Below are 13309 nucleotides of genomic sequence, written 5' to 3'. Positions count from 1 at the left end.
AGGAATTTAATATGGAAAACAAAGATTTCAAAAACGTGAACACTACTACAGGTACAAATCCAGTTGCTGATACTGCAGCAAAAGGTGAATTGACTTATGAAGACAAAGTCATTCAAAAAATCATTGGTTACGCATTGAAAGACGTTGACGGTTTGTTGACTCTTGATGGCGGATTTTTCTCAAATATTGCTGAAAAATTAGTCAATACAGATAACGTGACTGCTGGAATCAACGCAGAAGTTGGTAAAAAACAAGTTGCTGTTGATTTAGATGTAGTTGTTGAATATGGAAAAGATATCGAAAACATTTACGATCAAATCAAAGAATTGATCAGCACAGAAGTAAATGAAATGACTCATCTTGATGTGATCGAAGTTAACGTAAATGTTGTTGACATCAAAACACAAGCAGAATACGAAAAAGATCAAGAAACAGTACAAGATAAAGTAACTGATGCAGCAAAATCAACTGGTCAATTTGCTTCAAAACAAACTGACAAAGCAAAATCAGCTGTTGGCAAAGGTGCGCAAAAAGTAAAAGAAAACAATGAACCACGCGTACAATAAACTTAATTTTATAGAATTTTAGGAGGAAATAATCATGGGATTTATTTGGTCATTAATCGTTGGTGGTATTATCGGAGCAATTGCAGGAGCAATCACAAATAAAGGTTCTTCAATGGGAATCATTGCGAATGTGATCGCAGGTTTAGTTGGATCAGCTATTGGTCAAGCACTTTTAGGTACTTGGGGTCCAGTGATCGGTGGAATGGCAATCGTACCATCACTTATCGGAGCAATCATTTTAGTATTGATCGTTTCATTCTTTGCACGTAAGCTTTAAGCAAAGATCGCTTACTCAGATGTAATGATCTGATCAAGAAAGAGATCGACTAAACATTCTAACAGACCACAAAGAGTAGTTTTTATTCTAACTCTTTGTGGTCTGTTTGTTTGTACATATTTTCGAATATTCGTTGTTTGTCTTTTATCAATCGGTTAAGTCACTTGAATTCCGTATTTATCATAAAAATAATATGTAAATTACGATTTTTTTGATATTAAAAAAATAACAAAATGCTTATTCCATAGCAATCTTCGAGGTTTAACTGCTAGATAACTGTTATTTCTCGTATTGACGTTAAATATTGCTATAGATAAAGCATTTTTTCTTTGTTATCCTTTTATTGAAATATTATATGAAGAGTTTTTATAAGCATCATTTTATAACGTTGATTTCAATTTTTTACAATAAAACAAACATAAAAACTAGGAGTTAAGAATATTTTCAAGATATTTACAAATAATATATGTAATCTAAATATTCGAACGTTAAGATGAAGATGTGAAAGAAAACAACTGTCATAAAAAATATAAGGAAGAGCGGAGGGTCACTTATGATTGAGGTGATCGGATTACAGAAAACTTTTGATAATGGCTTTGAAGCATTGAAGCAAGTAGATTTTGCGATTGAAAGAGGAGAACTTGTTTGTCTTTTAGGCCCTAGTGGCTGTGGTAAATCAACGATGTTGAACCTCATCGCAGGACTATTACAACCGACAGATGGCGATATTCGTTTTAACGGGCAATCGGTCATAAAAACAGAACCTAAAGATCGTAATATTGGCTTTGTTTTTCAAAATTACGCGTTGTATCCACACATGACTGTCTTAGAAAACATCATGTTTCCTTTATTAGTTGGGGATAATAAAAAGAAAAAAGGCGAAGCAAAAGTGATTGCTGAAAAATATATGGATTTAACCAATATCAAAGAGTTGCAGAACAAGAAACCTGGGACTTTATCTGGTGGGCAACAACAACGAGTAGCCATCACGAGAGCCTTAGTACAAGAACCAGAAGTCTTATTATTGGATGAACCTTTAAGTAATCTCGATGCTCGACTACGCTTGAAGATCCGTGAAGAAATTCGCAGGTTAGTGAAAGAAGTGGGGATCACGACGATTTTTGTCACCCACGATCAAGAAGAAGCTCTATCGATCAGTGACAAAATCATCTTGTTGGAAGATGGCAAGATACAACAAGAAGATGACCCTCAAAATCTCTATTTAGAGCCAGAAAATTTATTCGTGGCGAAATTCATTGGTAATCCAATTATTAATTTTTTACCGATTGAAGTCATCGATGATCGGGTCAAACATGCATCATTTGATTTACCACTTACTCATTTTATGGAAAAGCGTTTCAAAAAATCAATCACAAATGGTAAATATTACTTAGGCATGCGTCCTGAAGATATCTTTCCAAGCGATAATGGACCTTTGAAAGGGAAGATTCAAAGTGTTGAGTTGATCGGTCGTGAACGGATTTTACACTTTGAACTTGCAGGAGAGCGAGTAAAGTCGATTGTACGAGTGGAAAATGAGATTACTGAAGGAACTGAGGTTACGTTTAATTTGGCTTATCCTAAAGTGTTCTTATTCAGTCTTGATGGAGAGAGGATCTATTGATGGGAAAGAAGAATTATAACTCTGAAAATCAGCTAAAGGCTTGGTATTTTTTGCTTCCAGCATTACTTGCAATTTTCGTATTCAATATTTATCCGCTTTTTCGAGCTTTTTTTATGAGCTTTCAAAAAGGGACATTGATCAATCCTCGCTTTGCAGGAGTTGAGAATTATCAACGGTTGTTTAGTGATCCGGTATTTTTTCGCGCATTGAAAAATACTGCATTCTACAGTTTTACCGTCGTACCAATTGCTTTGATTCTTTCATTAGCAATTGCGTGGGTGATTTTTGAAAAAGTAAAGTATAAGTCATTTTTTGAAGCGATTTTTTTTATGCCCTATGTCACGAGTACAATAGCGATCGGTATTGTTTTTCGCTATTTTTTCAACGGATCTTACGGACTCATCAATTATTTACTCGAGTTTGTTGGGCTTCCCCGCGTGAATTGGTTAGATAGTGTGTCAATGAGTATGCCGACTTTGATCCTCTTTGGTATTTGGACAAGTCTAGCTTTCAATATCATCATATTATTAGCCGGATTCCGTAACATTGACAAAGAGCATTACAAGATCGCGAAAATGTTTGGCGCAAATGAATGGGAGATTTTTTTACAAATCACTTTGCCCCAACTGCTTCCTACATTGACGTTTCTCTTAACAGTCAATTTGATTGGCGCATTTAAAATCTACACGCAAGTTTATGCACTGTTTGGTGGTCAAGCTGGAATTGCAAAAAGTGCGATGACCGCAGTATTTTACATTTATGATAAGTTCCACGTTGCAGGTAGACCAGGTCTAGCTATGGCAGCAACACTTGTTTTATTCTTGCTTATTCTAAGTATTACTTTTTTCCAACAGTTGATTTTGAAGAAAGTGGGGAGACAAAGATGAAAAAAATCGTTACATTGCTCTCACTCTTATTTTTGACACTCCTAGGAATCATTACTGTTTTTCCATTTATCTATATGATACTCGGTGGATTGATGACGTATCGGGAAGCGACAAGTATTCCACCAACTGTTATACCTGATTCCTTTCAATGGGTGAATTATTTCGCGGTATTTGAAAAAGCGCCATTTATTCAATACTTCATCAACACGTCATTTGTATCGTTAGTAACCACATTGGCAACCATTATCACTTCACTGTTGGCAGCATTTGCTTTAGCAACTTTGGAATTTCGCTACAAGAAAGTAGTGATGGTAGGATTGATTTCTCTGTTGATGATTCCATACGAGTCGATCATATTTACGAATTATAATACAATCGCACGTTTAGGCTTGTTGAACTCTTATACTGCCTTGATTTTACCGTTTTTGACGAGTATTTTTTATATTTATTATTTGACTAATTACTTGAAAAGTATTTCACGTTCCTTTTATCAAGCAGCTAAGATCGATGGCGCATCTGATATGGAATATATAAAAAAGATCCTTGTTCCTATGTCTAAGCCAGCGCTGGTCACAGTAGGAATTTTGACTTTCATTTCGAGTTGGAACTCCTTTTTATGGCCGTTATTGGTCACAAATGACAAAAGGTTTCGATTATTGAACAATGGCTTATCTGCATTTACGAGCGAAAGTGGCAGTGATGTCCACTTACAATTAGCAGCAGCCACCTTAACGGTATTACCAATTGTGCTTATTTACTTTATTTTTAGAAAAGAAATCATCCGAGGAGTGGCAAAAAATGGGATCAAAGGCTAATCAAAAAACAAGTATTACCTTTCATAGTGGGCTCATGACGATCGGTGGAACAGTCATTGAAGTTGCTTACGGGGACGATAGAATCTTTTTTGACTTTGGGACAGAATATCACCCTGAGATCAACTTACCAAATGAAGAGCTACCAACTTTACTAGATGTAGGATTTATTCCAGCAATTGGTATTTATGATCCTCGATTGACCACACAAAAGCAAGAGACTAAGTTTAAAAATACTGCAGTATTTTTATCGCATGTTCACTTGGATCATACAAAAATGATCAATTATCTTGATCCAAAAATCCCCTTATATACATTAGAGCCGACCAAAGATTTATTGGAAAGCTTAAATCGTAACGGGACATTCTTGTTGCCTTCACCTTATATAGAAGGAAATACACGAATGATCAAAACGATTGCGCCTGATCAAGATATTCGCATTGGCGAAATAACGATACGTTTGTTTCCTGTGGATCATGATGCATATGGGGCAGCAGCCTTTCTTATCGAAACACCAACTGCTTTGATTGCTTATTCAGGTGACCTTCGTCTTCATGGATTTGACCGACATTTGACAGAAGAGTTTTGTGAAGCGGCACAGAAGGTCGATGTATTGATGCTGGAAGGAGTGAGCATTAGTTTCCCAGAGAAAGAAAAGAAACATGTGACATCACCAGATAGCGAAAGAGGACTGACGGAGCAACTGGTGAAGTTGATCCAAGAAAACGAGAATCGTCAATTGACCTTCAATTTTTATCCAGCGAACATCAAACGCTGGGAAGCTTTGATCGATGCCTCCCCACGACAAGTAGTTGTGGAAGCAGAAATGGCTTTACTCTTACAAAAAGTCGCAAAACGAGAAGTCCCTTATTACTACGCTGAGAAGAAAGAGCGGATCGATACATTAGATCCACAACTTGAGTATTCTTACGATACTTTATTAGCAGATTCGACAGATTATTTTTGGCAATTTGTTGGTAAGGTTGACTCATTACAAAAAGGAGGTCTGTATATACACAGTGATGCCCAACCATTAGGCGAGTTTGATCCCCAGTACGCGATTTTTATAGCATCTTTTGAAAAGCAACAAGTGGAGTTTAAGCAGTTATCATTATCAGGTCATGCAAAACCTGCGGATCTAGCAGAAATCATCGATCGGATAAAACCAGCTATGTTGGTCCCAATCCATACGTTAAAACCTGAGAGTATGCATAATCCATATGGAAGCAGAGTATTAGTACAAAGAGGCGAAACCATTCAACTATAATTGGAGGAAAATGAAAAATGAAATGGACAACTATTAGTAAGTTTTTGGTAGCATCAGCAGCTGTAATGACTTTAGGCGCCTGTGGGAACACTGGCTCGAACGCATCTTCGTCAAGTGAAGAAATTGTCACTGATTTAACAAAAGACACGACGATCACCTTTTGGCATGCAATGAACGGTGCGCAAGAAACAGCGTTACAAAAGATGACTGATGATTTTGTTAAAGCAAACCCAACTATCAAAGTCGAATTACAAAACCAAGCCCAATATTCTGATCTACAAGCAAAGATCAACTCCACTCTTCCGTCACCAGGAGATCTACCAACCATTACTCAAGCTTATCCTGGTTGGTTATACGATGCTGCACAAGACGAGATGCTCGTTGATCTCCAACCATTGATCGATAATGACACGATTGGTTGGCAAGACCAAGAAGCGATTCGTACCTCTTTGCTGGATGGCGCCAAGATCAATGATGTCCAGTACGGTATTCCTTTTAATAAATCGACTGAAATGCTCTTTTATAACAAAGATATGTTGGAAAAATATGATGTCGCTGTACCAACGACATTCGCTGAACTCAAAGAAGCATCCCAAAAGATTTATGAAGCAACGGATGGCGAAGTTGTAGGTGCCGGCTTTGATTCTTTGAACAACTATTATACGATTGGTATGGAAAACAAAGGGGTTGAATTTAACAAAGAGTTAGATTTGACCAGTGACAAATCAAAAGAATTGATCAACTATTACGCGGAGGGTGTCAAAGATGGATACTTCCGGATGGCGGGATCAGACAACTATTTATCAGGGCCTTTTGCCAATCAAAAAGTAGCTATGTTTATCGGATCGATTGCAGGGGAAGGATATGTGAAGAAAGATACGGAAGGTGTATTTACGTATGATGTTGCTCCACGTCCTGAAAAAATCAATTTACAACAAGGAACGGATCTCTACATGTTCAGTAGTGCCACACCAGAAGAACGGACAGCAGCGTTTTTATATATGAAATTCTTATCAGAGCCAGAAAACCAATTGTATTGGGCAACCATGACTGGCTATATGCCAACGATCGAATCAGTATTAGAAAGTGATGACTACAAAAATTCATCGGAAACAAAAGTCCCACGACAGTTAGAAGAGGCAACGAAAGAATTGTTCTCGATTCCAGTCGTGGAGAATAGTGACAATGCGTTCAACGAAATACGTACGATCATGGAGAATATATTAGCTAACACAAATCAAGATACAGATCAATTGATCACAGATTCAGTACCGCAGTTAGAAGATGCTTGGAACCAATAAAAACGACTGAGAGGGTGAAATAATGGACGTGACGATCCTTGCAACAAGTGACATGCACGGCTACGTTCTGCCGACGAATTATGCCAGTGACCTAGAACAACCATTTGGTGTGGCGAAGGTAGCTGGAAAACTGAAGGAATTAAGACAAGCAGCGAGCGGTCCGGTATTCATGATTGAGAACGGTGACTTTATCCAAGGTTCGCCACTTAGTTATTTTGTTGCAAAACAACCGGAGTATTCTGTCTCGACGTTAACAAAGCTTCTAAACGGCATGAACTATGATGTAGGTGTGTTAGGTAATCATGAATTTAATTATGGCTGGAACTATTTGAATGAAGCAATCCAATCCTATGATTTCCCAATAGTCGTAGCCAATATGTTAAGGAAGAATCAACAGGAATCGGTTTTACCTCCGTATCAGATCATTGAGAAACAAGGGATCAAAGTGGCGGTCTTGGGACTAGTGACCCAGTATATCCCAAACTGGGAAAATCCTGAAACAATCAAGGATCTTCACTTTGTGTCGGCTGTGGAAACGGCCAAAAAGTACGTGCCACTATTACGTGAGTTAGCAGATTTAGTCGTCGTTGGATACCATGGTGGTTTTGAAAAAGATCTAACAACAAACGAGCCGACTGAAGCAATGACTGGTGAAAACGAAGGAAGTCAATTATTACAAGAAGTACCTGGGATCGATGCGTTAGTCACAGGGCATCAACATCGTGAAATTGCTGAAGTCGTCAATGGTGTACCAGTGATCCAACCAGGATATCGTGGGGCTTTTGTAGGAGCAATCAAACTAACTGTCAAAAAGCAAGATAATAAGTTTATCGTCTTAGACCACTCGTGTCAACTTTATCCGACGAACGAGGCATCTCCAGATCCTAGTGTTCTTGAACAAGTTGGACTAGTCTCAAAAGCATTAGATGTGTGGCTAGACCAACCAGTGGGAGAAGTGCTGGGCGATCTACGGATTATTGATCCAATGGCAGCTAGAGTCAATGAGCATCCATATATTGAATTGATCAATCGAATACAGATGGATGCGACTGGAGCAGAGATTTCAGGAACAGCCTTATTCAATAATGAAGTGACTGGTTTGCCACAATCTGTCAGTATGCGTCATATTCTTACGAATTATATTTACCCGAATACTCTGGCTGTTGTACGTGTGACGGGACAAGAACTGAAAGCAGCACTCGAACAAACGGCTGGTTACTTAATGGCAACCGATGAAGGAATTACGTTTGATCCGAAGTATATCCAGCCCAAACCTCAATATTATAACTATGATATGTATGAAGGTATCAATTACACAATTGATTTAAATCACCCCATCGGGCATCGTGTAACGCGCTTTGAAAAAGAAGGGGAACCGATTCCCTTAGATAAACCACTAGAAGTGGTGATCAATCAATATCGAGCAGTTGGTGGTGGAAATTATAAGATGTTTTCAGCGGAGAAGATCGTAAAAGAATATCCAATCGATATGACCGAATTGATTGCCGACTATTTCAAACGAAAAAAAGTGATAGATGCAAAAGTGAATCATAATTTCAACGTGATCGGCAAATAAAAATAGGATGAAAAAACTCCCTCAAATGCGTGTACACCGCATTTGAGGGAGTTTTTTCAGCGTTTATATTTATATTATGATTGAGATAGTTGTGCCAATAGCTCAGTATATCCCAGTTCTCTTGCGTAATCTTCCGCAGTTTTCCCTTGATTGTCACGTAACGTTTTGTCTGCGCCATGATTCAACAGTTCTTGAACGATTTGTTGATAGATTTCAGAACCATCACGTAAAGCAACTGCTTCAATCAACGCGGTATAACCATAATTATTTTGATGGTCGATGTCCACACGTGCGTCGGTTAACAGGAGTTTCACATTGTCTAAATGGCCCTTTTCAGCTGCTGGAATCAAGGCATTACCGCCAAAACGATTGACGATTGCTTGATTTGGTTCACGCTGTTCCAACATATAAGATAGGATCTCTGTTTTTCCTTGTGCTCCAGCGTAAAGGTAAGGGCTGTCTTGAATCGCATCTTGGATATCGATTGACGCACCATGATCGATCAGAAGTTTGGCGATCTCGACAAAATCATGATGTGTGGCAATTAGTAAAGGTGTTTCGCCTTTGTCATTTTGTTCATCGATTGAATACTCTGTTTGTAAAATATCCTCAACTTTCTTTCGATCGTTGTCTTCGACTGCGGCTAATAAACTGCCAGATGGGTAACTCACAAGCGATTCCTCCGTTTCTTCGATTAAATGATCGGTTTGTTCAGTGGTTATTTGTTCGACAGTAGAACTAGTGCTTTTCGTTTGATCAGGAACAGTCATCTGCTGTGGCTCTTCACAACCCGTTAATGAAAACAATAAAACGGCAAAGGGCACGATCAGCCAAGCTTTCATAAATACTCCCCCTTTGTATCATCATATGATGAAGCAATCGATACCGCAAATGAATGAACTTACACTAGCAAAAGAGTAAGGGGTTAGTTGTTATTATAGTTAGAGTTATAGTTTTTTTCATAAATAAGAAATAACGAAATTTTAATAGTTAAAAATTTGCTGATTTATAATAAAAAATCAAGAATATAGACGATCAATATTTTTTTCAATTATTCCAATACTAAAATACATCCATAAAATCTTGTTTAAAGAACGTTTTGTACGGTGATTCAACATTTTTTTTGTAATTTATTATTACCTTGCTTGCGGTAATAACTGGTTAGATTTAAACATATTTGTCTGTTATTCTTAGTTTAAGATAACAAAAACAAATACATAATATGAAATTTTTGAAAAAAGTTGAAGTTATCTATATTAATCGTTAATTACGGAGGGAAACATGAAAAAATAAATTTTAGGAACCATTTTATGCTCAAGTATTTTATTTGGAGCAAGTCTAGCAATTGGTGGGAATGAAGCATCTGCACACGGATATGTACAGTCTCCTATCAGTCGTGGGTACCAAGGACATTTAGACAGAGACACAAACTGGAATGTTGCTTTCCAAAAATATGGAGCGGTTATCAACGAACCTCAATCTTTAGAAGCCTTAAAAGGATACCCACAAGCTGGACCAGCTGATGGACAAATTGCATCAGCAGGTGGTTCACTTGGTGATTTCAATCTTGATCAACAAACTTCATCACTTTGGACAAAACAATCGATCGATCAAGGAGCAAACTTATTTACATGGCGCTATACTGTTGGACATGCAACAACAAAATGGCATTATTACATGACAAAAGCAGATTGGAATCCAAACGATAAATTAGAACGTTCTGATTTTGAATTGATTGGTACGATCAACAATAATGGCACACCAGCAACAACGACATCACACGCAATCAACGTACCAAGTGATCGTTTAGGTTACCATGTGATTTTAGCTGTTTGGGATGTAGCGGATACAGCTAATGCATTCTAAAACGTGATTGATGTTGATGTGAAAGGTGATTCAGCTATTCCTGTGAAACCACAAGCACCACAAAATGTACGTGCTGCAAATGTGACTGCTTCTTCTGTAGAATTAGCATGGAATGGCCAAGCCAATACTGTATCATACAACGTTTACCGTGACGGTGAATTAGTTGGTAATACAAATGATCCAGAATTTAAAGATGCAGGACTAAATGAAGAAACAACATACAACTATGAGATCGAAGCAGTTAGCCAAACTGGATTGACATCTGACAAAACAGCGATTTCAGTGACAACTAGAGCGACAACTGCTGAAGAAAAACCAACTGCTCCTAAAAACTTACATTCAATGGGCGAAACGACTTCAAGCGTGTCATTGATGTGGGGAGCTTCAACCCATACACAAGGTATCAAACAATATGATATCTATCGCAATGGTCAGTTAGTGGCTTCAACGCCATCTACTAGCTACACAGATGAAAACTTGGCTTCTGGCACAACATACTCATACGTGGTACGTGCAATCAGTACAACAGACGAAGTTTCAGATGCAAGTAACACTTTATCAGTGACAACGAAACAAGATGAAACAATCGAAGGAATCCGTGAATGGAAAGTAGGTTCAATGGCTTCACCAGAACGTTATTCTATGAATGAAGAAGTAAGACACAATGGAAGAGTCTACATAACTATTGTTCCACATTTCAACTTTGGTGATGTTACTTGGGCACCTGACCAAGCACCAACATTATTCCGATTGAAATAATCAATTTGACACTCAGCGCATGAAACTGCGCTGGGTGTTTTTTTGTGAATAAAGGTTGCAATAAGAACGTTTAGTTGACAATGAAGGAGATTGTCCGATACCATGACTATCATCAGGAATGATCATTCAACCAGAAAGTAGGAAAGCAAATGTTCAAACGAGTACCTTCAGAGTTAACAGAAAGAGAAAATTATAAACTGTTGATTGGCTCAGTTATCCCTCGCCCAGTGGCAGTGGTTGCGACAAGGTCTTCAAAAGGAGTGACCAATGTAGCACCATTTAGTTACTTCAATATCGTCAGTTCCAATCCGCCGATACTTTCTTTAGCTATCCAAAGAAAAAATGGGGAGTGGAAAGATACAGCAAAGCATCTTATCGATACAAAAGAAGCGGTGATCCATGTTCTTGACGAAAGAATACTTGTAGATGCGAATCAGACAGCTGCTAGCTTATCAAGCGAAGAAAGTGAATTGTCGTTGACCTCTTTCACTACTTCCGAATCCGATACGATCAGCGTCCCAAGAATCAATGAAGCAAGTATTGCCTTTGAAACGACACTATACCAACATGTGCCGATCAAAAAAGGCCAAGAAACAACCGCTGATTTATTTTTACTGCAAATTTCTACTTATCAAATAAGTGAAGCTGTTTATGATGAACAAACAGGCTATATCGATCCGAAACAGTTACAACCAATCAGCCGCTTAGCAGGAAACGACTACGGTAAATTAGGTGAGATCATTCGCTTGTTACGTCCGGAATAAATATCCGGCTGATAACGCAGTTTTTTCTAGTGTAAAAATGATTTAAGAATCAAACGTTAGCTCTACATTTATTAAATAAAGTTTAATTTAGTTATTTTATTCTTTTTTTTATTGATTATCAATGGGAAGAGGAATATGATAAATTTTGTGAAAATCAAATAAGTACTAACCTTGTTAGGTGAGGCTCCTATACAAACATAGGCTATTGCCCAGAAACGTCGAAAGACGCCAATGGGTCAAACAGGAATTGTCGGATTAAGGCTTTTTCCAATAGCTAAGAATACGTTCTTTACGTTGTATAGTGCTAAAACTCGGACGATGAGATGATGCTAGGTCAGAAATCTTGTTCGAAAAGGTTTCTGACCTTTTCTTATGCTTTCTTTTCCTTTTTTGCTCGCTTTGCCTAACTTGTGTCTGGACAAGAAAGGGGATGCGCTGGAACAAGCTATTTGATTTTATCAATAAAGGTATTCGTCTCACTCCAAAGAATACCGAACGAAATAAAACAGAGAGACAAACAAAAAAGGTCGACGAGTTGCAGCTCAATCGACCCAAAGACATGTAAGAGAATAAACTCTTTACTTGATTCATCATAATAGACAAAGGTCCTCGTTTCAAGTAGAAGAGTTTGAAAGGAAGAGGCAACTGAATGAAACCATTTCAGAAAATCATATTAAGTATCTTGTTAGTACTTGCAATGGTCATTGGCTTTTTTTCTTTTGAATTTATCCAAGGGTTCTCCTCAGTGAAACAATCTGCAACAGTTGAGAAAGTCAATGCACAAGATGTCCCATCGATCATCAATGTAGCATTGATTGGTTCTGATGCACGATCAAAAGAAGAAAATGGTCGTTCGGATTCTTTGATGGTCGCCCAATATGATCAAAAGACCAAACAAGCCAAATTGATTTCTATCATGAGAGATTCTTACGTCTCTATTCCTGGTTATGGAATGAATAAGATCAATGCCGCCTATTCATATGGAGGTATCGACTTATTAAACCAAACCTTACAAGATAATTTCAAATTAGAGACCCCTTACTATGCAAGTATTACGTTTCAAGATTTTATTGATTGTATCGATGAATTGTTTCCAGATGGCGTCACGATCGATGCAGAAAAAGATTTGGATTTAGATGGGGTAGCTATCAAAAAAGGAAAGCAAACAATGGACGGAAATACCTTGCTGCAATATGCTCGTTTTCGTGAAGACGAAGAAGGTGATTTTGGACGGATCCGTAGACAACAACAAGTCGTTGAGGCGGTAGCCAGTCAATTGAAAGATGTCACATCGATCATCAAATTACCCAAGGCGATCGGCAAACTTTTAGGTAGTATCCAAACCAATCTACCGGAAAGTGTACTGTTAGATTGTGGGTTAGATTTCCTAGATGACGAGAAGAAAATCGATACATTGTCCGTGCCCGTTGATAAAAGTTGGGACTTCAATGATAATACACCAGCTGGTAGTGTCTTGGAAATCGACTTGACTAAAAATCAGCAAGCGATACACGAGTTTTTGGACAAATAACCATATAACCATATTGATAAACCAGTTCCTAAAACGAACTGGTTTATTTTGATTAAAAAAAAGTTAACATAAGAACAGT

12 protein-coding genes, 1 pseudogene and 1 riboswitch are annotated in these 13309 nt (G+C 37.9%); of the genes and pseudogenes, 12 read left to right on the top strand and 1 reads right to left on the bottom strand.

Annotated features, from left to right (window positions below; genetic code table 11):
* Positions 1–11 precede the first annotated feature (11 nt).
* The 8 genes from IGJ95_RS07505 (at position 12) to IGJ95_RS07470 (ending at position 8310) form a co-directional block, all read left to right on the top strand.
* Positions 12–566, top strand: a complete 555-nt coding sequence (locus tag IGJ95_RS07505) for an Asp23/Gls24 family envelope stress response protein (RefSeq protein ID WP_019724584.1) — start codon at positions 12–14, stop codon at positions 564–566.
* Positions 567–600: 34 nt separating this feature from the next.
* Positions 601–843, top strand: a complete 243-nt coding sequence (locus IGJ95_RS07500; protein ID WP_010735387.1) for a GlsB/YeaQ/YmgE family stress response membrane protein — start codon at positions 601–603, stop codon at positions 841–843.
* Positions 844–1396: 553 nt separating this feature from the next.
* Positions 1397–2467 (top strand): ABC transporter ATP-binding protein, encoded by a 1071-nt coding sequence (locus tag IGJ95_RS07495; RefSeq protein ID WP_062805200.1) that lies wholly within the window; start codon positions 1397–1399, stop codon positions 2465–2467.
* Positions 2467–3354: a carbohydrate ABC transporter permease gene (locus tag IGJ95_RS07490; protein ID WP_041684204.1), complete on the top strand. Its 888-nt coding sequence runs from the start codon at positions 2467–2469 to the stop codon at positions 3352–3354. Before IGJ95_RS07495 ends, IGJ95_RS07490 begins: the two co-directional genes overlap by 1 nt.
* Positions 3351–4169, top strand: coding sequence for a carbohydrate ABC transporter permease (locus IGJ95_RS07485; RefSeq protein WP_010735390.1), 819 nt, complete (start codon positions 3351–3353; stop codon positions 4167–4169). Before IGJ95_RS07490 ends, IGJ95_RS07485 begins: the two co-directional genes overlap by 4 nt.
* The gene (locus IGJ95_RS07480; RefSeq protein WP_438761663.1) at positions 4153–5433 is read left to right on the top strand and encodes an MBL fold metallo-hydrolase; all 1281 of its coding nucleotides are present in this window, start codon (positions 4153–4155) and stop codon (positions 5431–5433) included. Before IGJ95_RS07485 ends, IGJ95_RS07480 begins: the two co-directional genes overlap by 17 nt.
* Positions 5434–5450: 17 nt before the next feature.
* Positions 5451–6734 (top strand): extracellular solute-binding protein, encoded by a 1284-nt coding sequence (locus IGJ95_RS07475; protein ID WP_153829810.1) that lies wholly within the window; start codon positions 5451–5453, stop codon positions 6732–6734.
* A gap of 22 nt (positions 6735–6756) precedes the next feature.
* Entirely contained in the window at positions 6757–8310 is a 1554-nt protein-coding gene (locus IGJ95_RS07470) for a bifunctional metallophosphatase/5'-nucleotidase (protein ID WP_153829811.1), read from the top strand.
* A gap of 74 nt (positions 8311–8384) precedes the next feature.
* Here IGJ95_RS07470 and IGJ95_RS07465 read toward each other — a convergent pair whose 3' ends face one another.
* Positions 8385–9152, bottom strand: a complete 768-nt coding sequence (locus IGJ95_RS07465) for an ankyrin repeat domain-containing protein (protein WP_010735394.1) — start codon at positions 9150–9152, stop codon at positions 8385–8387.
* Positions 9153–9615: 463 nt separating this feature from the next.
* Here IGJ95_RS07465 and IGJ95_RS07460 point away from each other — a divergent pair.
* The 4 genes and pseudogenes from IGJ95_RS07460 to IGJ95_RS07445 form a co-directional block, all read left to right on the top strand.
* A pseudogene (locus IGJ95_RS07460) lies at positions 9616–10428 on the top strand (lytic polysaccharide monooxygenase); the annotation flags it as partial.
* Between the two features lie 30 nt (positions 10429–10458).
* Positions 10459–10935 carry a fibronectin type III domain-containing protein gene (locus tag IGJ95_RS07455; RefSeq protein ID WP_438762195.1) on the top strand — a complete coding sequence of 159 codons (477 nt, stop codon included), beginning with the start codon at positions 10459–10461 and terminating at the stop codon, positions 10933–10935.
* Between the two features lie 149 nt (positions 10936–11084).
* Positions 11085–11699: a flavin reductase family protein gene (locus tag IGJ95_RS07450; protein WP_010735396.1), complete on the top strand. Its 615-nt coding sequence runs from the start codon at positions 11085–11087 to the stop codon at positions 11697–11699.
* Positions 11700–11862: 163 nt separating this feature from the next.
* Positions 11863–12029, top strand: a riboswitch (M-box (ykoK) riboswitch).
* Positions 12030–12348: 319 nt separating this feature from the next.
* A complete protein-coding gene (locus IGJ95_RS07445; RefSeq protein ID WP_077151305.1) occupies positions 12349–13230 on the top strand; it encodes an LCP family protein in 882 nt (293 codons plus the stop codon).
* Positions 13231–13309 lie beyond the last annotated feature (79 nt).

The sequence above is a fragment of the Enterococcus sp. AZ156 genome (assembly GCF_051714165.1).
Lineage (GTDB): Bacteria > Bacillota > Bacilli > Lactobacillales > Enterococcaceae > Enterococcus_B > Enterococcus_B pernyi.
This window is presented reverse-complemented; position numbering and strand designations above follow the sequence as displayed.

Coding starts and splice junctions, on each gene's coding strand:
- IGJ95_RS07470 (WP_153829811.1), top strand. CDS start 6,757: ATGGACGTGACGATCCTTGCAACAAGTGACATGCACGGCTACGTTCTG.
- IGJ95_RS07505 (WP_019724584.1), top strand. CDS start 12: ATGGAAAACAAAGATTTCAAAAACGTGAACACTACTACAGGTACAAAT.
- IGJ95_RS07475 (WP_153829810.1), top strand. CDS start 5,451: ATGAAATGGACAACTATTAGTAAGTTTTTGGTAGCATCAGCAGCTGTA.
- IGJ95_RS07450 (WP_010735396.1), top strand. CDS start 11,085: ATGTTCAAACGAGTACCTTCAGAGTTAACAGAAAGAGAAAATTATAAA.
- IGJ95_RS07500 (WP_010735387.1), top strand. CDS start 601: ATGGGATTTATTTGGTCATTAATCGTTGGTGGTATTATCGGAGCAATT.
- IGJ95_RS07465 (WP_010735394.1), bottom strand. CDS start 9,152: ATGAAAGCTTGGCTGATCGTGCCCTTTGCCGTTTTATTGTTTTCATTA.
- IGJ95_RS07480 (WP_438761663.1), top strand. CDS start 4,153: ATGGGATCAAAGGCTAATCAAAAAACAAGTATTACCTTTCATAGTGGG.
- IGJ95_RS07495 (WP_062805200.1), top strand. CDS start 1,397: ATGATTGAGGTGATCGGATTACAGAAAACTTTTGATAATGGCTTTGAA.
- IGJ95_RS07445 (WP_077151305.1), top strand. CDS start 12,349: ATGAAACCATTTCAGAAAATCATATTAAGTATCTTGTTAGTACTTGCA.
- IGJ95_RS07490 (WP_041684204.1), top strand. CDS start 2,467: ATGGGAAAGAAGAATTATAACTCTGAAAATCAGCTAAAGGCTTGGTAT.
- IGJ95_RS07485 (WP_010735390.1), top strand. CDS start 3,351: ATGAAAAAAATCGTTACATTGCTCTCACTCTTATTTTTGACACTCCTA.